Origin of the sequence: Bacillus sp. PAMC26543 (genome assembly GCF_014250375.1) — a bacterium.
Lineage (GTDB): Bacteria > Bacillota > Bacilli > Bacillales > Bacillaceae > Bacillus > Bacillus halotolerans.
Genome location: NZ_CP060193.1, coordinates 3,745,084 through 3,767,573, shown reverse-complemented (window position 1 = coordinate 3,767,573; position 22,490 = coordinate 3,745,084). Strand labels below are relative to the sequence as shown.

Genomic DNA, 22,490 nt, shown 5'->3' with positions numbered 1-22,490 from the left:
GGGATTTCTTTTGAGCCGGATGGACGACAAAAGGTTTAATTGTGAGAAGGAATTAACGCTTGCGGTGATCGGTGGCAAATGGAAAATGCTCATTTTGTGGCATTTAGGAAAAGAAGGCACAAAACGTTTTAATGAATTGAAAGCTTTGATTCCTGATATTACGCAGAAGATCCTCGTGAATCAGCTGAGAGAGCTTGAGCAGGATATGATTGTTCACAGGGAAGTGTATCCGGTTGTCCCGCCGAAGGTTGAATATTCCTTGACCCCGCAAGGAGAAAGCCTGATGCCTATTCTTGATGCCATGTATGAGTGGGGGAAAGGCTATATGGAATTGATTGATATCGACAAAAATGTCATTAAGGAATCGTTGTAAGGCGCTCTTGGCTAAGGGTGTCTTTTTTTTGCCTGTTTTTCGGTTTTTGCGCGGTAAACATATGGGATGTAAAGATTGTAAATGGCTTTCAACAATAAATGGGAAATAGCGTGAGAGTGCATTTTAAAAATTTTTATTTTTCTGTAAATAATGTTTAGTGGAAATTATTGCGGTATCCCGCAAAAATATCCCAGTGAATAAACTGGAATCTTTTCGGTATCCCGCATGAAACTTTTCACCCATTTTTCGGTGATAAAAACATTTTTTTCATTTAAAGTGAACGTTAGAAAGGTTAAAAATATTGAAAACAATGAAGAAATAGGCAAAAATGTTTCACTTTAGGGCAAGAGGGCTTGCGGTCTTTATCTGCCTGTGCCTGACACCGCAATCAATGCTTACGGCTGGCTATTTTTAGGTCGCTTTGTGTTTTTTGTTTAGATGCAACGCTTTTGAGAAGTAGTACTTTTGGCTTTTTGAGCAGTTAGTTCATTAGATTCAAAAGCTGTCAAAGGATACGAAATAGAAATAATCCTGCACATGTTACAGATTATTGAAGATTAGGGGAGGTAAGATAATATGGAAATAACTTTTTATCCTTTAACGGATGCTCAAAAACGAATTTGGTATACAGAAAAATTTTATCCTCATACGAGTATTTCAAATCTTGCGGGGATTGGTAAGCTGGTTTCAACTGAAAAAATTGACTGGAAGCTTGTGGAGCAAGCGATTCAAGAGTTTGTCCGCAGAAATGACGCAATGCGCCTTCGTTTGCGTCTCGATGAAAATGGAGAGCCCGTTCAATATATAAGCGAGTATCGGCCTGTTGATATAAAACATACTGACACCACCGGAGATCCGAATGCGATAGAATCTATTTCACAATGGGGCCGGGAGGAAACGAAAAAACCTCTGCCTCTGTACGATTGTGATTTATTCCGTTTTTCCCTGTTTACCATCAAAGAAAATGAAGTATGGTTTTACGCAAATGTTCATCATGTGATTTCTGACGGGATCTCCATGAACATCCTCGGAAACGCCATTATGCACATTTACTTGGAATTAGCAGGCGGATCAGAAACAAAAAAAGGAATCTCGCATTCATTTATCGATCATGTTTTGTCTGAACAGGACTATGCTCAATCGAAGCGGTTTGAAAAAGATAAAGCGTTCTGGAACAAGCAATTCGAAAAGGTGCCTGAACTCGTTTCCCTGAAACGGAATGCTCCTGCAGGCGGAAGTTTAGATGCTGAGAGATTCTCTCAAGATGTGCCTGAGGCGCTGCATCAGCAAATTTTATCCTTTTGTGAGGAGCACAAGGTCAGCGTTTTATCGGTATTTCAATCGGTGCTTGCAGCCTATTTGTACAGAGTCAGCGGCCAGAATGATGTGGTTACAGGAACATTTATGGGCAACCGGACAAATGCGAAAGAGAAGCAGATGCTCGGCATGTTTGTTTCTACGGTTCCGCTTCGGGCAAACATTGACGGCGGACAGGCGTTTTTTGATTTTGTTAAAGACCGGATGAAGGATTTAATGAAAACTCTTCGCCATCAAAAGTACCCGTATAATCTTCTCATCAATGATCTTCGTGAAACAAAAAGCTCTGTGACAAAGCTGTTTACGGTTTCTCTTGAGTATCAGGTGATGCAGTGGCAGAAAGAAGAAAATCTTGCCTTTTTAACTGAGCCCATTTTCAGCGGAAGCGGATTAAATGATGTTTCGATTCATGTGAAGGATCGATGGGATACTGGGAAACTTACAATTGACTTTGACTACCGTACTGATTTAATGACGCGCGAAGAAATCAAAATTGTTTGTGAACGCATGATGACATTGCTTGAGAACGCACTTACGCACCCGAATCATACGATTGATGAATTGACGCTGATTTCTGAGGCGGAGAAAGAGCGGCTGCTATTGCGGGCTGGCGGTGAACCGGTCAATTACCGCAAGAACATGACGATTCCGGCGCTGTTTCAAGAAAAGGCTGAATCGCTTGCTGATCAGCCCGCGGTTGTGTTTGAAAATCGAGCATTGTCCTATCGAACGTTACATGAACAATCATCACGTATTGCCAGTGTGCTGAAAGAGAAGGGTGTCCGTGCAGACAGCCCGGTTGCCGTTTTGCTCGAACGCTCTGAACGAATGATCACGGCCATTATGGGGATTTTAAAAGCCGGCGGAGCCTATGTGCCGATTGACCCCGAGTTTCCGGCAGAGCGCATCCAATTTATTTTGGAGGACTGCGGTGCGGATTTCGTCTTGACTGAATCGAAGGTTGCGTCTCCAAGTGCATCTGCTGAGCTTATTGACTTTGATCAGGCGATTGCAGGCGGTACAGATGCTATTTCGGATGTCAATCTGAACGCTGGTGATCTTGCCTACATTATTTATACGTCGGGAACAACCGGACGTCCAAAAGGAGTGATGATCGAGCATCGCCAGGTTCATCATTTGGTTGAATCTCTGCAGCAGACCATTTATCAGAGTGAGAGTCAGACCCTGCGGATGGCATTGCTTGCGCCGTTCCACTTTGATGCGTCAGTGAAACAGATTTTCGCGTCGCTCCTTTTGGGACAGACCCTTTATATTGTACCGAAGAACACGGTGACGAATGGCGCTGCTCTTGCTGAGTATTACCGCAGATACGGGATTGAGGCGACGGACGGAACACCGGCCCATCTGCAAATGCTGATTGCTGCGGGAGATTTGACTGGTCTTAAGCTCAAACACTTACTGATTGGCGGGGAAGGTCTTTCTTCTGTTGTGGCGGACAAGCTTCTGACATTGTTCAAAGAAGCGGGTGCCGTTCCTCGTTTGACCAATGTGTACGGGCCGACTGAAACGTGTGTGGATGCTTCCGTTCATCCGGTCCACCCGGACAGTTCAGTTCAATCAGCGTATGTGCCAATCGGTAAAGCACTTGGGAATAACCGCTTGTATATTTTGGATCAAAAAGGCCGTCTGCAGCCGGAAGGCGTGGCGGGCGAGCTTTATATCGCGGGTGACGGTGTAGGACGAGGCTACTTAAACCTTCCGGAATTGACAGCTGAGAAATTTTCACAAGACCCGTTTGTGCCCGGTGACAGCATGTATCGTACCGGAGATGTGGTGCGCTGGCTTCCAGATGGAACGATCGAATATTTAGGAAGAGAAGATGATCAGGTCAAAGTTCGCGGATACCGCATTGAGCTTGGAGAAATTGAAGCCGTGCTTCAGCAGGCGCCTGATGTTGCCAAAGCTGTCGTCTTGGCGAGGCCTGACGACCAAGGGAATCTTGAGGTTTGTGCGTATGTTGTGCAAAAGGGGGGAAGCGAATTTGCTCCAGCACGTTTGCGGGAACACGCGGCAAAACAGCTTCCTGACTATATGGTGCCGGCTTACATCACAGAAATCACAGAAATCCCGCTCACACCAAGCGGTAAAGTTGACCGCCGCAAGCTGTTTGCGCTTGAGGTAAAAGCGGTAAGCGGAACAGCTTATACCGCACCTCGAAACGAAATGGAAAAAGCAATCGCTGAGATTTGGCAGGATGTGCTGAACGTTGAGAAAGCCGGGGTCTTTGACAATTTCTTTGAAACGGGCGGTCATTCATTGAAGGCCATGACGCTTTTAACAAAGATTCATAAGGAGACGGGCGCTGACATCCCGCTGCAATATGTGTTTGAGCATCCGACCATCGCCGCTCTTGCTGAGGCGGCCGAGCGTAAAGAAGGCAGGACGTTTGCGGCAATTGAGCCAGCTGAAAAACAGGAACATTACCCGCTTTCTTTGGCGCAGCAGCGGACGTATATTGTCAGCCAATTCGAAGATGCGGGAGTCGGATATAACATGCCGGCGGCAGCTATTTTAGAGGGGCCTTTAGACATTCTAAAACTGGAACGCGCATTTGACGGATTAATCAGCCGCCACGAGTCGCTGAGGACGTCATTTGTGCTTGAAGGCAGTACGCCGAGACAGCAAATTCATGACAGTGTTCAGTTCAACATCGAGATGATTGAAAGAAGCGGCCGCTCAAATGAGGAGGTTATGACTTCTTTTGTCCGCCGGTTTGACTTATCGAAAGCGCCGCTGTTGAGAATCGGATTGATGGAGCTTGAAGAAAACCGTCATATGCTTCTGTTTGATATGCACCATTTGATTTCTGACGGTGTTTCCATCGGCATTATTTTGGAGGAACTGGCACAGATTTACCGCGGTGAACAGCTTCCTGAGCTCCGTCTTCAGTATAAAGATTACGCCGTCTGGCAAAGCGCGCGGGCTGCTGAGGGATACCAGGAGGATCAGGCGTATTGGAAGGAAGCCTTTGCGGGTGAGCTTCCAGTGCTTCAGCTTCTATCCGATTATCCGAGACCGCCTGTCCAAAGCTTTGAAGGAGACCGGGTTTCCATCAAGCTGGATGCGGAGTTAAAGAATCGCCTGTATCGTTTAGCTGAAAAAAATGGAGCCACACTTTATATGGTCATGCTGTCAGCCTACTATACGCTCCTGTCTAAATATACCGGGCAGGATGACATCATTGTCGGCACTCCTTCAGCGGGCAGACATCATTCTGATACAGAGGGCATTGTCGGCATGTTCGTCAATACGCTCGCGATTCGCAGCGAGGTGAAGCAGGATGAGACCTTTAACAGCCTGCTCACACGTGTGCGCCAGCAGGTCCTGAATGCTTTTTCTCATCAGGATTATCCATTTGAATGGCTTGTTGAAGACCTGAATATACCGCGTGATATCAGCAGGCATCCATTGTTTGACACGATGTTCAGTCTCCAAAACGCAACGGCGGGCATTCCGGCTGTCGGCGATTTGACATTGTCGATTCATGAGACCAATTTCAACATTGCCAAATTTGATGTAACGGTTCAGGCAAGAGAAACGGACCAAGGCATTGATCTTGATTTAGACTACAGCACCAAACTGTTTAAACGAAGCACGGCAGACAGGCTGCTCACGCATTTTGCGCGGTTGCTTGAAGATGTAGCGGCTGAGCCTGAGAAACCAATTTCTGAATACAATCTTCTTTCTGAACAGGAAGCCGCTTCACAAGTTCAGCAGTTTAACCCGGAAAGAACGCCTTATCCGAAAGACAAAACGATTGTTCAGCTGTTTGAGGAGCAGGCTGCCAAAACGCCGGATCGTCCGGCACTTCAATATGAAGGACAATCGCTCACATATCGTGAGCTGAATGAACGGGCCAACCGTTTAGCGCGCGGCATTCTTTCAATGGGAGCAGGCGAAAGCAGGACAGCGGCCGTCCTATGTGAACGGTCAATGGATATGATTGTGTCAATCCTGGCGGTATTAAAATCCGGTTCGGCTTATGTACCGATTGATCCGGAACACCCGATTCAGCGGATGCAGCATTTCTTCCAAGACAGCGGAGCGAAAGTGCTTCTCACCCAGAAGAAATTAAAGGCGTTAGCGGAAAAAGCGGAATTCGAAGGCGTCATCGTGCTCGCTGATGAGGATGATAGCTATCACGGCGATGCGCAAAACCTCGCTCTGCCGTTTGATTCGGCGGCTATGGCCAACCTGACATATACATCCGGTACGACAGGAACGCCAAAGGGGAATATCGTGACACATGCCAATATTATGCGCACGGTTAAGCAGACGAATTATCTCAGCATTACGGAACAGGATACGATACTCGGCCTCTCAAACTATGTATTTGACGCATTTATGTTTGATGTGTTCGGTTCTCTTTTAAACGGCGCGAAGCTTGTCATCGTTCCGAAAGAAACAGTTCTGGACATGGCTCGTCTTTCTCGTGTCATTGAGCGGGAGAACATCAGCATTCTCATGATCACGACAGCTCTGTTCCACCTTCTTGTGGACTTGAATCCGACATGCTTGTCGACTTTGCGCAAGATTATGTTCGGAGGAGAACGGGCTTCTGTAGATCATGTGAAAAAAGCGCTGCAGACCGTTGGAAAAGGCAAGCTGCTTCACATGTACGGCCCATCTGAAAGCACGGTTTTCGCGACGTATCATCCAGTTGATGAATTGGATGAGCACACGATGTCCGTTCCGATTGGAAAACCGGTCAGCAATACGGAAGTATACATTCTTGACCGCGCGGGACATGTTCAGCCTGCCGGCATCGCCGGAGAACTGTGTGTCAGCGGGGAAGGCCTCGTGAAAGGCTATTACAACCGACCTGAACTGACTGAGGAGAAATTTGTGCCGCATCCGTTTAAAAAAGGCGAACGCATGTATAAAACAGGTGACTTGGCAAGATGGCTGCCGAATGGCGATATCGAATTTATCGGAAGGATCGACCACCAGGTGAAAATCCGCGGACAGCGCATTGAGCTCGGAGAAATTGAGCACCAGCTGCAAAGCCACGATCGTGTGCAGGAGAGCGTTGTGCTTGCTGTCGATCAAGGTGCGGGAGACAAACTGCTTTGCGCGTATTTTGTCGGACAGGGTGAGATTACAGCGCAAGAGCTGAGAGAGCATACGGCAAAGGATCTGCCGGCTTACATGATTCCTGCGGTATTTATCCAAATGGACGAGCTGCCTCTGACCGGAAACGGAAAAATCGACCGTCGGGCGCTTCCGCTTCCTGACGCCAACATCTCAAATGGTGTTTCATATGTTGCGCCGCGCAATGAAATAGAACAAAAAGTCGCAGACATTTGGGCACAGGTGCTTCAGGTTGAACAGATCGGCATCTATGACCAATTCTTTGATATCGGCGGACACTCGTTAGCGGGCATGAAGATGCTTGCCGTGATTCATCAGGAACTGGGCGCCGAGCTTTCTCTGAAGGATCTTTTCCAATCACCGACTGTTGAAAGCTTAGCGCAGGCTATTGCCGCCGCTGAAAAAGGAACAGCGATCAGTATCAGACCGGCAAAGAAACAAGAGACTTATCCTGTTTCTTCTCCGCAAAAACGGATGTACGTGCTTCAGCAGCTTGAAGGAGCGGACACAAGCTACAACATGCCATCGGTTCTGCGTCTGAAGGGTCATTTGGACGTTGAAAGGCTCAAATGCGTAATGAATCAGTTAATGGAGCGCCATGAAGCCTTCAGAACAACCTTTGAAATAAAAGACGGAGAAACGGTGCAGCGAATCTGGGATGAAGCAGCGTTTGATATGGCATATTTCGAAGCTCCAGAAGAAGAGACCGAGCGGATCGTTTCTGAGTTTATCCGTCCGTTCACACTCGACCGGCTGCCGCTGTTCAGAATGGGGCTGATCAAGCTTTCAGAAACTGAGCATCTGCTGCTGTTTGATATGCACCATATTATTTCTGACGGAGCGTCTGTCGGCGTGCTGATTGATGAACTCTCGAAGCTGTACGACGGAGAAAGCCTTGAGCCGCTTCATATTCAATATAAGGATTATGCCGTGTGGCAGCAGCAGTTTATTCAGTCCGAGCTGTACCGGAAGCAAGAGGAGCATTGGCTGAAGGAGCTTGAAGGAGAGCTGCCGGTGCTGACTCTTCCAACTGATTACAGCCGTCCTGCGGTTCAAACGTTTGAGGGAGACAGGATTGCATTTTCATTAGATGCAAGAAAAGCAGATGCTCTTCGCAAGCTTGCGAAGGAAACGGATTCCACATTGTATATGGTTCTTCTGGCATCTTACAGTGCGTTTTTATCAAAATTGAGCGGGCAAAACGATATCATTGTTGGCTCGCCGGTAGCCGGACGCTCTCAAGCAGACATCAGCCGCGTCATCGGCATGTTTGTCAATACGCTGGCGCTGCGCACGTATCCGAAGGGCGATAAGACGTTTGCGGATTATCTTGGCGAAGTGAAAGAAACAGCACTTAGCGCATTTGAAGCGCAGGATTACCCGCTTGAAGACCTGATCGGAAAAGTTCAGGTTCACCGTGACACAAGCAGAAACCCTTTATTTGACGCAGTATTTTCTATGCAAAATGCGAACATTAAAGATTTAACGATGAAAGGGGGCGAGCTTGAACCGCATCCGTTTGAGCGGAAAACGGCCAAGTTTGATATCACGCTGACAGCTGACGAAACCGGCGAGGGGCTCACATTTGTTCTTGAATACAATACGGCGCTGTTTACACCGGAAACGATTGAACGATGGAAGCAATACTGGATTCAGCTTTTAGGAGCAGTAACAGAAAATCCAAACCAGCCGCTTTCCAGCCTGTCACTCGTCAACGAAACAGAAAAACAAACGCTTCTGGAGGCATGGAGAGGGAAAACACTGCCTGTGCCGACAGACAAAACGGTTCATCAGCTGTTTGAAGAAACGGCTCAGCGCCACAAAGACCAACCGGCTGTTACGTATAACGGGCAGTCATGGACGTACGGCGAGCTGAATGCGAAGGCGAACCGTCTGGCGCGGATTCTGATCGACTGCGGCATCGGCGCGGATGAGCGCGTCGGCATTCTCACAAAGCCGTCGCTTGAAATGTCCGCTGCGGTGCTCGGCGTCTTAAAGGCAGGAGCGGCATTTGTGCCGATTGATCCTGACTATCCGGATCAGCGGATTGAATATATCCTACAGGACAGCGGCGCGACGCTTCTCTTGAAACAGGAAGGCATCACAGTGCCGGACAGCTACACGGGCGAGGTCATTCTTCTTGACGGCAACCGCACGATCCTGCCGCTTGATGAAAACGATGAGGAAAATCCGCAGACCGACACAACCGCGGATCACCTTGCTTATATGATTTATACGTCAGGAACGACCGGACAGCCGAAGGGTGTTATGATCGAGCACCATGCGCTTGTGAACCTGTGCTTCTGGCATCATGACGCGTTCGGCATGACGGCGGAGGACCGCAGTGCGAAGTACGCGGGCTTCGGGTTCGACGCTTCTATTTGGGAGATGTTCCCGACCTGGACGATCGGCGCTGAGCTTCACGTCATTGATGAAGCGATTCGCCTTGATATCACCCGCCTGAATGATTATTTCGAAACGCATAACGTCACAATCACGTTCCTGCCGACGCAGCTGGCGGAACAGTTCATGGAGCTTGAGAACACATCACTTCGCGTCCTCTTGACCGGAGGAGACAAGCTGAAGCGCGCAGTGAAAAAGCCGTACAAGCTCATCAACAACTACGGGCCGACCGAAAACACTGTCGTTGCGACGAGCACAGAAATCAATCCGGAGGAAGGCTCGCTTTCCATCGGGCGCGCGATCGCCAATACGAGAGTGTACATTCTCAGCGAAAGCCATCAGGTTCAGCCGGAGGGCGTGGCCGGAGAGCTTTGTGTGGCGGGACGCGGACTGGCGCGCGGCTATCTGAACAGGGAAGACGAAACCGCGAAGCGGTTTGTCCCCGATCCGTTCGTGCCGGATGAACGCATGTACAAAACAGGCGATTTGGTGAAATGGACGAACGGCGGCATCGAATACATCGGCCGGATCGACCAGCAGGTCAAAGTCCGCGGCTACCGAATCGAGCTGTCAGAAATCGAAGTGCAGCTGGCCCAGCTGTCTGAGGTGCAGGATGCGGCAGTGACAGCTGTAAAAGATAAAGGCGGCAATACAGCGATCGCGGCGTATGTCACACCGGAAACCGTCGACACAGAAGCGCTGAAGTCAGCGCTCAAGGATACCCTGCCGGACTACATGATCCCGGCGTTCTGGGTGACATTAAACGAGCTTCCGGTTACCGCAAACGGCAAAGTAGACCGCAAAGCGCTGCCGGAGCCGGACATCGAAGCAGGGGGCGGAGAATACAAAGCGCCGTCCACTGACATGGAAGAGCTGCTTGCCGGCATTTGGCAGGACGTGCTCGGTATTTCTGAAGTCGGTGTCAGCGACAATTTCTTCTCGCTCGGCGGAGATTCTATTAAAGGAATCCAGATGGCGAGCCGCTTGAACCAGCACGGCTGGAAGCTGGAAATGAAGGATCTCTTCCAGCACCCGACGATTGAAGAACTGACACAATACGTGGAGCGTGCCGAAGGCAAACAGGCAGACCAAGGCCCTGTGGAGGGCGAAGTTATCCTGACGCCGATTCAGCGCTGGTTCTTTGAAAAGAATTTCACGAACAAACACCACTGGAATCAGTCGGTCATGCTTCATTCTGCGAAGGGCTTCGATCCTGAACGGGTTGAAAAGACATTGCAGGCACTGATTGAGCATCATGACGCGCTTCGCATGGTCTACCGCGAGGAACAAGGGGAGATCGTTCAATTTAACAAAGGGCTTGATGCTGTCTCTGTTCACTTAGAGATCACCAAACTTGAGGGGCAGGCTATAGATCATGAAGACCGCATAGAGAGAGAGGCGGAGCGTCTGCAAAGCAGCATCAATTTGAAGGAAGGCGGCTTGTTAAAAGCAGGCTTGTTCCAAGCAGAAGACGGAGACCACTTGCTGCTTGTGATTCACCACTTAGTGGTTGACGGTATATCGTGGCGGATTTTACTGGAGGATTTCGCTGCGGTTTATACACAGCTGGAGCAAGGGAACGAGCCGGTTCTTCCGCAGAAAACCCATTCGTTTGCGGAGTATGCAGAGAGATTACAAGACTTCGCAAATTCCAAGGCCTTTTTGAAAGAAAAAGAGTATTGGAAACAGCTTGAAGAACAGACTGTCCCGGTGAAGCTTCCGAAGGACCGCGAATCTAGTGATCAGCGAATGAAACATACAAAGACAATCGAATTTTCGATGACTGCTGAAGAGACAGAACAGCTTACCACCAAGGTGCATGAGGCTTATCACACAGAAATGAATGATATTTTGCTGACGGCATTCGGATTGGCGATGAAGGAGTGGACAGGTCAGGAGCAAGTGAGTGTTCATTTAGAGGGGCATGGACGTGAAGATATAGTAGAAGACCTGACCATTTCCCGGACAGTCGGCTGGTTTACGAGTATGTTCCCGATGGTGCTGGATATGAAGCACGCGGATGATCTGGCTTATCAGCTGAAGCAAATGAAAGAAGACATCAGACATATCCCGAATAAGGGAGTGGGCTACGGCATTTTGCGCTATTTGACGGCGCCGGAGCATAAAGAAGATGTGGCGTTCTCCATTCAGCCGGATGTCAGCTTTAACTATTTAGGTCAGTTCGATGAAATGTCGGATGCAGGTTTATTCACGAGATCAGAGCTGCCGTCAGGACAGTCATTAAGCCCGGAAACGGAAAAACCGAACGCGCTTGATGTTGTCGGATATATTGAAAACGGAAAACTGACGATGTCACTGGCCTATCACTCTCTCGAATTTCATGAAAAAACGATACAGACATTCAGTGACAGCTTTAAGGCCCATCTTCATAGAATCATTGAACATTGCCTATCTCAAGATGGCACGGAACTGACGCCGAGTGACCTTGGCGACGACGATTTGACGCTGGATGAGCTTGATAAATTAATGGAAATTTTTTAATAGAGGTGGCATATGAGCAAAAAATCGATTCAAAAGGTGTATGCACTTACACCGATGCAGGAAGGAATGCTGTATCATGCGATGCTTGATCCGCATTCTTCCTCTTACTTCACACAATTAGAGCTTGGCATTCAAGGTGTTTTTGATCTGGAAATCTTTGAGAAAAGCGTCAATGAACTGATCCGGTCATACGATATTCTCCGTACGGTATTTGTGCACCAGCAGCTGCAAAAGCCGCGTCAGGTTGTGTTAGCGGAACGCAAGACAAAGGTGCACTATGAAGATATCAGTCATGCAGACGAAGATCGCCAGAAAGACCACATCGAGCGTTACAAACTAGACGTTCAGCGCCAAGGCTTTAACCTGGCCAAAGACATTTTGTTTAAGGTGGCAGTTTTCCGCCTTGATGCAGATCAGCTGTATCTTGTCTGGAGCAATCACCATATTATGATGGACGGCTGGAGCATGGGCGTGCTGATGAAAAGCCTGTTCCAAAACTACGAAGCGCTCAGAGCAGGCCGCACACCTGCAAACGGGCAGGGCAAGCCATATTCCGACTACATTAAGTGGCTTGGAAAACAGGATAATGAAGAAGCGGAAGGCTACTGGAGCGAACGCTTGGCGGATTTTGAACAGCCAAGCGTGCTCCCGGGCCGCTTGCCGGAGAAAAAAGACGAGTATGTGAACAGAGAATACTCATTTACATGGGATGAGGAACTGGTTGCACGCATTCAGCAAACGGCGAACCGCCATCAAGTGACGGGGCCTAACCTGTTTCAGGCGATCTGGGGAATCGTCCTCAGCAAATATAACTTTACGAATGATGTTGTCTTCGGCACGGTCGTATCGGGACGGCCGTCTGAAATCAACGGAATTGAAACAATGGCGGGGCTCTTTATCAATACCATTCCGGTGCGTGTAAAGGTTGATCAGCAGTCTACATTCGCTGATATTTTTACAGACGTTCAGCAGCATGCGGTGGAGGCGGAGCGCTACGATTACGTGCCGCTTTACGAGATTCAAAAACGTTCAGCCTTGGACAGCAGTCTTTTGAACCATCTCGTCGCTTTTGAAAATTATCCGCTTGATCAAGAGCTTGAAAACGGCAGCATGGAAGACAGGCTCGGGTTCTCTATCAAGGTTGAGAGCGCATTTGAACAAACAAGCTTTGATTTCAACCTCATTGTTTACCCGGGTAAAACCTGGACCGTCAAAATCAAATATAACGGCGCTGCATTTGATTCTGCTTTTATTGAACGGGCAGCAGGACATCTCACCCGCATGATGACAGCCGCTGTCGAGCGGCCGGACGCCTTTGTGCGTGAGCACGGGCTTGTGGGAGAAGAAGAGCAGCGGCAAATTGTGGAGACCTTTAACAGCACTTCATCAGAACTCCCTGAAGGAATGGCTGTTCATCAAGTATTTGAAGAACAAGCAAAGCGGACACCGGCAAGTACTGCCCTCGTATGTGAAGGAGCCGAGCTGACATACCGCGAGCTGAACGAAGCGGCGAACCGCCTGGCGAGAAAGCTCATTGGGCAAGGTCTGCAAAAGGGTGAAACAGCAGCCATTATGAATGACCGTTCGGCAGACACTGTTGCCGCCATGCTGGCTGTTTTAAAAGCAGGCGCCGCATATGTGCCGCTTGATCCCGCACTTCCGGAGGATCGGCTCCGTTTCATGGCGGAGGACAGCTCGATTCGGATCGCTTTAGCTGGAGAGGCATATACAAAACAGGCAAATCAGCTGCAAGTACCGGTTCTCCCGCTGGAAGGTGTCTTTGAAGGGAATGAAACGGCAGACAATCTGAATCTGCCCGCCGATCCGTCTGACCTGGCTTACATCATGTACACGTCAGGTTCGACCGGAAAACCGAAAGGCGTCATGATCGAACATAAAAGCATTCTGCGTCTCGTTAAAAATGCAGGATACGTTCCTGTTCATGAAGAAGACCGCATGGCGCAAACGGGAGCTGTCAGCTTTGATGCCGGTACATTTGAGGTCTTTGGCGCGCTGCTGAACGGCGCTGCGCTTTATCCGGTGAAAAAAGAGACACTGCTTGACGCGACACGGTTTTCAGCGTTCCTCCGTGAACAGAGAATTACGACGATGTGGCTGACCTCGCCATTATTCAACCAGCTTGCTGCAAAGGATGCCGGCATGTTCGGCACACTGCGCCATTTAATCATCGGCGGAGACGCGCTCGTGCCGCATATTGTAAGTAAAGTGAAACAGGCATCGCCGTCGCTTTCTCTGTGGAACGGGTACGGCCCGACAGAAAATACGACATTCTCTACAAGCTTTTTGATTGATCGCGAGTACAGCGGTTCAATTCCAATCGGGAAGCCAATCGGAAATTCCACTGCATACATCATGGATGAGCAGCAGCGCCTGCAGCCGATCGGAGCGCCCGGTGAACTGTGTGTCGGGGGAAGCGGCGTGGCACGGGGCTACGTCAACCTCCCAGAGCTGACGAAGAAGCAATTTCTCGAAGATCCATTCAGACCGGGTGAAAAAATGTATCGAACTGGCGACTTGGCGAGATGGCTTCCGGACGGGAATATCGAGTTTTTAGGAAGAATTGATAACCAGGTGAAGGTGCGCGGGTTCCGGATTGAGCTTGGGGAGATCGAAAACAAATTGAACATGGCCGAACATGTGACAGAGGCTGCCGTGATCATTCGCAAAAACAAAGCGGATGAAAATGAAATCTGCGCGTACTTTACAGCGGATCGCGAAGTGTCTGTGAGCGGGCTGAGAAAAACGCTGTCTCAATCATTGCCTGACTATATGGTTCCTGCCCATTTGATCCAGATGGACAGCCTGCCGCTTACACCAAACGGAAAAATCAATAAAAAAGAACTGCCTGCGCCTCAATCAGACGCTGTGCAGTCTGAATATGCAGCACCCAAAACAGAGAGTGAAAAGAAATTAGCCGAGATTTGGGAAGGGATACTCGGCGTTAAAGCAGGCGTTACAGATAACTTCTTTATGATCGGCGGACATTCTCTGAAGGCCATGATGATGACTGCGAAAATTCAAGAGCATTTCCACAAGGAAGTACCGATTAAAGTGCTTTTTGAAAAGCCGACCATTCAAGAACTGGCACTGTATTTGGAAGAGAGCGAAAGCAAGGAGGAGCAGACGTTTGAACCGATCAGGCAAGCACCTTATCAGCAGCATTATCCTGTTTCCCCGGCCCAGCGGAGAATGTACATCCTCAATCAGCTTGGACAAGCAAGCACAAGCTACAACGTCCCTGCTGTACTTTTGCTGGAGGGAGAAGTAAACAAAGACCAGCTTGAACATGCGATTCAGCAATTAATCAGCCGGCACGAAATTCTCCGTACGTCGTTTGACATGATAGACGGAGAAGTCGTACAGACCGTTCATAAAAACATATCGTTCCAGCTGGAGGCTGCCAAGGGACGGGAAGAAGACGCGGAAGAGCTGATCAAATCGTTTATTCAGCCGTTTGAGTTAAACCGCGCGCCGCTCGTCCGTTCGAAGCTTGTCCAGCTTGAAGAAGAACGCCATCTGCTGCTCATTGATATGCACCATATCATTACAGACGGCAGCTCGACAGGCATTCTCATCGGCGATCTCGCCAAAATCTATCAAGGCGCAGATCTGGAGCTCCCGCAGATTCACTATAAAGATTACGCTGTCTGGCAAAAAGAACATGCGGATCATCAAAAGGATGAAGCATACTGGCTGGATACGTTTAAAGGCGAGCTGCCGGTTCTTGATCTTCCGGCGGATTTCCCGCGGCCTGCAGAACGGAGCTTTTCCGGGGAGCGCGTCATGTTCGGGCTGGATAAACAAATCACAGCTCAAATCAAATCGCTGCTGTCAGAAACAGACACAACAATGTACATGTTCCTTTTAGCCGCATTTCATGTACTGCTTTCTAAGTACGCGTCACAGGATGACATCATCGTCGGCTCACCGACTGCGGGCAGAACGCATCCTGATCTGCAAGGTGTGCCGGGTATGTTTGTCAACACGGTGGCATTACGGACAGCGCCTGCGGGGGATAAAACCTTTGCACAATTCCTAGACGAAGTCAAAACGGTCAGTCTTCAAGCATTCGAGCACCAAAGCTATCCGCTTGAGGAATTGATTGAAAAGCTGCCGCTCACAAGGGACACAAGCCGTAGCCCGCTGTTCAGCGTTATGTTCAACATGCAGAACATGGAGATTCCTTCTTTGAAATTAGGAGATTTGAAGATTTCTTCCTATTCTATGCTACATCACGTGGCGAAATTTGATCTGTCCTTGGAAGCTGTCGAACGTGAAGAAGAAATCGGTTTAAGCTTTGACTACGCAACTGCCTTATTTAAGGACGAGACAATCCGCCGCTGGAGCAGCCACTTTGTCAATTTGATCAAAGCAGCTGCGGTTAACCCGAACGTACGGCTGTCTGATTTGGAGATTCTTTCACCGGCTGAAACGGCAGCTTTGCTTGAAGAGAAAAAACAAACCACTCATTCTGGCGAAGACACGTTTGTATCACTTTTCGAAAAACAGGTGCAGCAAACACCTGATGATCCAGCTGTCATTTCTGGCGGAAACCAGCTGACCTATCGTGAGCTTGATGAACAGGCGAACCAGCTGGCGCATCATTTACGCGCGCACGGGGCAGGAAGTGAAGACATCGTAGCCGTTGTCATGGATCGTTCAGCTGACCTAATGACAGCTGTTCTTGGGATCATGAAGGCGGGAGCCGCTTTTCTTCCGATTGATCCGGATACGCCTGAGGAACGAATCCGCTATTCATTAGAAGACAGCGGTGCGAGATTTACAGTCGTGAATGAAAGAAATATGACTGCCATAGGGCAATATCAAGGAACCACGATCAATATCGATCAAGCGGATTGGCGGAATGAAAACAAGGAGCGCCCGGAATTGATGTCTGGGCCTCAGAATCTTGCATATATCATTTACACATCCGGCACGACCGGGAAGCCGAAGGGTGTGCAGATTGAGCATCGCAATCTGACAAACTATGTTTCTTGGTTTAGCAAAGAGGCGGGCCTGACAAAAACGGATAAGTCTGTCTTGCTTTCGTCTTACGCATTCGACTTGGGTTATACAAGCATTTTCCCTGTGCTCCAAGCAGGCGGTGAGCTTCACATTGTGCCGAAAGAGACATATACGGCGCCCGATCAGATTGGCCGTTATATCAAGGAGCACGGCATCACGTATATCAAGCTGACACCGTCCCTGTTCCATACGATGGTGAACACGGCCAGCTTTACAAAGGAGCCGCACTTTGAATCCCTGCGCTTGATTGTGTTGGGAGGAGAAAAGATCATTCCGGCTGATGTTTTAGCTTTCAGCAAGGTATATCAGCATACCGAATTTATCAATCACTACGGTCCGACCGAAGCAACGATCGGCGCCATTGCCGGACGGGTTGACCTGACTGAACCTGACACATTCGCGAAACGGCCGACAATCGGACGGCCGATTGCCAATACCGGCGCACTTGTCTTAAATGAGTCATTGAAGCTTGTGCCTCCGGGAGCGAGCGGCCAGCTATATATCACGGGACAGGGGCTTGCCAGAGGATATCTCAGCCGTCCTCAGCTCACATCCGAGAAATTTGTGGAAAACCCGTATGCGCCGTGCAGCCTGATGTACAAGACCGGAGATGTCGTCCGGAGACTGGCTGACGGCACGATTGAATTTATCGGCCGGGCTGATGATCAGGTGAAAATCCGCGGCTACCGCATAGAGCCGAAAGAAATTGAAACGGTCATGCTCAGCCTCAGCGAAGTTCAGGAAGCGGTTGTGCTTGCGGTTTCTGAGGGCGGGCTTCAGGAGCTTTGCGCGTATTATACGGCGGATCAAGCCATTGAAAAAGCAGAGCTCCGGAAACAGCTTTCACAAATACTGCCGTCTCATATGATCCCTGCCTTCTTTGTGCAGGTGGACGCTATCCCGCTCACGGCAAATGGGAAAACCGACAGAAACGCATTGCCGAAGCCGAATGCAGCGCAATCCGGATATGAAGCGTCAGCTGCTCCGGAAACAGCGCTTGAAGAAAGCCTTTGCCGCATCTGGCAGAAAACACTTGGCATTGAAGCGATCGGAATCGATGACAACTTCTTCGATTTAGGCGGCCATTCACTAAAAGGAATGATGCTCATCGCCAATATACAGGCAGAATTGGAGAAAACCGTGCCGCTTAAAGCGCTGTTCGAGCAGCCGACTGTACGCCAGCTGGCGGCTTATATGGAGGAATCGGCAGCATCAGGCGGCTATCACATGCTGAAGCCGGCTGACAAACAGGATGTGTATCCATTGTCATCCGCGCAGAAACGGATGTACGTGCTCAATCAGCTTGACCGGCAGACGATCAGCTATAATATGCCATCGGTTCTTCTTATGGAAGGCGAGCTTCATATTTCGCGCCTGCGGGAATCACTCAACCAGCTCGTAAACCGTCATGAATCATTGCGCACGTCATTTACGGAAGCAGACGGAGAGCCTGTCCAGCGCATTGTTGAGGAGGCTTCAATTGATCTTCACGTGTTTGATGCAGAAGAGGGCGAGGCGGAACAGAAGATTAAAGAATTTATCCGGCCATTCGACTTAAGCGGCGCTCCGCTCATTCGCGCGGCATTACTCCGAATCGCAGACCAAAAACATCTGCTTCTATTGGATATGCATCATATTATCGCGGATGGTGTATCAAGAGGTATTTTCGTTAAAGAATTGGCACTGCTTTATAAAGGCGAACAGCTTCCGGAGCCGAAGCTTCATTACAAGGATTTCGCTGTTTGGCAAAATGAAGCCGGACAGAAAGAACGGATGAAGGAGCATGAGCAATACTGGCTATCAGTTCTCTCAGGCGAACTGCCGGAGCTTGACCTTCCGCTTGATTACACCCGACCGCCTGTTCAAAGCTTTGAAGGGGATACTGTCCGTTTCCGCGCGGGAAGCGGGACGGCAAAGGCGATTGAAAAACTGCTCGCAGAAACGGGAACGACTTTGCATATGGTGCTTCACACCGTCTTCCATGTCTTTTTAAGCAAAATCTCCGGACAGCGGGATATCGTGATCGGCTCGGTTACAGCAGGCCGCACGAATGCCGACGTGCAAAACATGCCGGGGATGTTCGTCAATACGCTTGCACTGAGAATGGAAGCAGGAGAAAAGCAGACATTTGCAGAGCTTCTGGAGCAAGCGAAGGAGACAAATCTGTCAGCACTTGAGCATCAGGAGTATCCGTTTGAAGACTTGGTCAACCAGTTAGACCTCCCTCGGGATATGAGCCGGAATCCTTTGTTTAATGTGATGGTTACGACAGAAAACCCTGATAAAGAACAGCTTAAGCTGCAAGATCTCACGATTTCACCTTATGAGGCACATCAAGGAACATCCAAGTTTGACCTCACATTAGGCGGTTTCGCTGACGAAAACGGCATCGGTCTGCAGCTGGAATATGCGACTGACCTATTCTCAAGAGAAACTGCTGAGCAATGGAGTGAATACGTCCTGCGATTATTGCGGGCTGTGGCGGAAAATCCAAACCAGCCGCTTTCCAGTCTGTCACTCGTCAACGAAACAGAAAAACAAACGCTCTTGGAGGCATGGAAAGGGAAAACACTGCCTGTGCCGACAGACAAAACGGTTCATCAGCTGTTTGAAGAGACGGCTAAGCGCCATAAAGACCAACCGGCTGTTACGTATAACGGGCAATCATGGACGTACGGTGAGCTGAATGCGAAGGCGAACCGTCTGGCGCGGATTTTGATTGACTGCGGCATTAGCGCGGATGAGCGCGTCGGCATTCTCACAAAGCCGTCGCTTGAAATGTCAGCTGCGGTGCTCGGCGTCTTAAAGGCGGGAGCGGCATTTGTGCCGATTGACCCTGACTATCCGGATCAGCGGATTGAATATATCCTACAGGACAGCGGCGCGACGCTTCTCTTGAAACAGGAAGGCATCTCAGTGCCGGACAGCTACACGGGCGAGGTCATTCTTCTTGACGGCAACCGCACAATCCTGAGTCTGCCACTTGATGAAAACGATGAGGAAAATCCGCAGACCGACACAACCGCGGATCACCTTGCTTATATGATTTACACGTCAGGAACGACCGGACAGCCGAAGGGTGTTATGATCGAGCACCATGCGCTTGTGAACCTGTGCTTCTGGCATCATGACGCGTTCGGCATGACGGCGGAGGACCGCAGTGCGAAGTACGCGGGCTTCGGGTTCGACGCTTCCATTTGGGAGATGTTCCCGACCTGGACGATCGGCGCCGAGCTTCACGTCATTGATGAAGCGATTCGCCTTGATATCACCCGCCTGAATGACTATTTCGAAACAAACGGCGTGACGATCACCTTCCTGCCGACGCAGTTGACGGAACAGTTCATGGAGCTAGAAAACACGTCACTCCGCGTGCTCTTGACCGGAGGAGACAAGCTGAAGCGCGCAGTGAAAAAGCCGTACAAGCTCATCAACAACTACGGGCCGACCGAAAACACGGTCGTTGCGACGAGCACAGAAATCAATCCGGAGGAAGGCTCGCTTTCCATCGGGCGCGCGATCGCCAATACGAGAGTGTACATTCTCAGCGAAAGCCATCAGGTTCAGCCGGAGGGCGTGGCCGGAGAGCTTTGTGTGGCGGGACGCGGACTGGCGCGCGGCTATCTGAACAGGGAAGACGAAACCGCGAAGCGGTTTGTCGCCGATCCGTTCGTGCCGGGTGAACGCATGTACAAAACAGGCGATTTGGTGAAATGGACGGGCGGCGGCATCGAATACATCGGCCGGATCGACCAGCAGGTCAAAGTCCGTGGCTACCGAATCGAGCTGTCAGAAATTGAAGTGCAGCTGGCCCAGCTTTCTGAGGTGCAGGATGCGGCAGTGACAGCTGTAAAAGATAAAGGCGGCAATACAGCGATCGCGGCGTATGTCACACCGGAAACCGTCGACACAGAAGCGCTGAAGTCAGCGCTCAAGGATACCCTGCCGGACTACATGATCCCGGCGTTCTGGGTGACATTAAACGAGCTTCCGGTTACCGCAAACGGCAAAGTAGACCGCAAAGCGCTGCCGGAGCCGGACATCGAAGCAGGGGGCGGAGAATACAAAGCGCCGTCCACTGACATGGAAGAGCTGCTTGCCGGCATTTGGCAGGACGTGCTCGGTATTTCTGAAGTCGGTGTCAGCGACAATTTCTTCTCGCTCGGCGGAGATTCTATTAAAGGAATCCAGATGGCGAGCCGCTTGAACCAGCACGGCTGGAAGCTGGAAATGAAGGATCTCTTCCAGCACCCGACGATTGAAGAACTGACACAATACGTGGAGCGTGCCGAAGGCAAACAGGCAGACCAAGGCCCTGTGGAGGGCGAAGTTATCCTGACGCCGATTCAGCGCTGGTTCTTTGAAAAGAATTTCACGAACAAACACCACTGGAATCAGTCGGTCATGCTTCATTCTGCGAAGGGCTTCGATCCTGAACGGGTTGAAAAGACATTACAGGCACTGATTGAGCATCATGACGCGCTTCGCATGGTCTACCGTGAAGAAAACGGCGACATCATTCAAGCGTATAAACGGATAGACGAATGCGAGGTCAGCTTCGAAATCGTTGATCTGTACGGCTCAGATGAAGATATGCTGAAAAGCCAGATTAAGGTTCTCGCTGACAGTCTGCAAAGCAGTCTCGACCTGCAAAACGGTCCGCTTCTGAAAGGGGAGCTGTACCGCACGGAAGCAGGGGATCATCTGCTCATCGCTGTACACCATCTCGTGGTCGACGGCGTATCATGGCGGATTTTACTTGAGGACTTTGCATCAGGCTACGTGCAGGCTGAGAACGAAGAGAAAATCGTCTTCCCGCAAAAAACGAACTCCTTCAAGGATTGGGCGGAAGAATTGGCGGCATTCAGCCAATCAGCACACCTTTTGCAGCAGGCTGAATACTGGGCGCAAATTGACGCTGAAGAGGTTTCTGCTGTACCGAAGGATGATGAAACAGAGGAGCGGGTTGTCAAACATACATCATCCGTCATCTGCGAATTAAATGAAGAAGACACTAAACATCTCTTAACAGATGTTCATCAGCCATATGGAACCGAGATCAATGATATTCTCCTCAGTGCGCTCGGATTAACGATGAAAGAATGGACAGGCGGTGTCAAAATCGGCATCAATCTTGAGGGGCACGGACGGGAAGACATCATCCCGAATGTGAACATCTCCAGAACGGTTGGCTGGTTTACGGCACAATATCCTGTTGTGCTCGACATGTCTGAAACAGATGTCTCAGCGGTCATCAAAGCAGTCAAAGAAAACCTGCGCCGCGTTCCGGACAAAGGTGTCGGATACGGCATTCTCCGCTACTTTACAGAACAAGCGGAAGCGCAAGGCTTCACACCGGAAATCAGCTTTAACTATTTAGGCCAATTCGACAGTGAAGTGAAAACGGATTTCTTTGAACCGTCCGCTTTCGATATGGGACGCCAAGTGAGCGAAGAATCAGAAGCCCTGTACGCTTTAAGCTTCAGCGGCATGATCCGAAACGGACGTTTTGTCCTTTCTTGCTCCTACAATGAGAAGGAATATGAAAGAGCAACGGTCGAAGCACAAATGGAGCGGTTTAAAGAAAATCTCCTCCTGATCATCCGCCATTGTACGGAAAAAGAGGACAAGGAATTCACACCGAGCGACTTCAGTGCGGGAGACCTTGAAATGGATGAGATGGGCGATATCTTTGACATGCTTGAGGAGAATTTGAAATAAAAACGCAAGGGAATTA

The 22,490-nt window shown here is 49.6% G+C and carries 4 protein-coding genes and 2 pseudogenes; all 6 read left to right on the top strand.

Features of this window, described 5'->3' with window-relative positions:
- Window positions 1-10 precede the first annotated feature (10 nt).
- Window positions 11-373 (top strand): transcriptional activator HxlR, encoded by a 363-nt coding sequence (gene hxlR, locus H7F27_RS18970; RefSeq protein ID WP_003241118.1) that lies wholly within the window; start codon window positions 11-13, stop codon window positions 371-373.
- A gap of 576 nt (window positions 374-949) precedes the next feature.
- Window positions 950-11,707, top strand: coding sequence for a surfactin non-ribosomal peptide synthetase SrfAA (gene srfAA, locus H7F27_RS18965; protein ID WP_185848294.1), 10,758 nt, complete (start codon window positions 950-952; stop codon window positions 11,705-11,707).
- 12 nt (window positions 11,708-11,719) lie between these two features.
- Window positions 11,720-14,764: pseudogene (gene srfAB / locus H7F27_RS21020) on the top strand (surfactin non-ribosomal peptide synthetase SrfAB); the annotation flags it as partial.
- A 91-nt stretch (window positions 14,765-14,855) separates the two neighbouring features.
- Window positions 14,856-14,996 (top strand): competence protein ComS, encoded by a 141-nt coding sequence (gene comS, locus H7F27_RS21015; protein WP_223203921.1) that lies wholly within the window; start codon window positions 14,856-14,858, stop codon window positions 14,994-14,996.
- A pseudogene (gene srfAB / locus H7F27_RS21010) lies at window positions 14,942-17,632 on the top strand (surfactin non-ribosomal peptide synthetase SrfAB); the annotation flags it as partial. The gene comS and the pseudogene srfAB (H7F27_RS21010), both read left to right, overlap by 55 nt.
- Window positions 17,618-22,474, top strand: coding sequence for a non-ribosomal peptide synthetase (locus H7F27_RS21005; protein WP_260627368.1), 4,857 nt, complete (start codon window positions 17,618-17,620; stop codon window positions 22,472-22,474). The pseudogene srfAB (H7F27_RS21010) and the gene H7F27_RS21005, both read left to right, overlap by 15 nt.
- Window positions 22,475-22,490 lie beyond the last annotated feature (16 nt).

What these genes read in the sequence shown, in the direction of transcription:
- srfAA (WP_185848294.1), top strand. Translation starts at nt 950, where the DNA reads ATGGAAATAACTTTTTATCCTTTAACGGATGCTCAAAAACGAATTTGG.
- H7F27_RS21005 (WP_260627368.1), top strand. Translation starts at nt 17,618, where the DNA reads ATGATCCCTGCCTTCTTTGTGCAGGTGGACGCTATCCCGCTCACGGCA.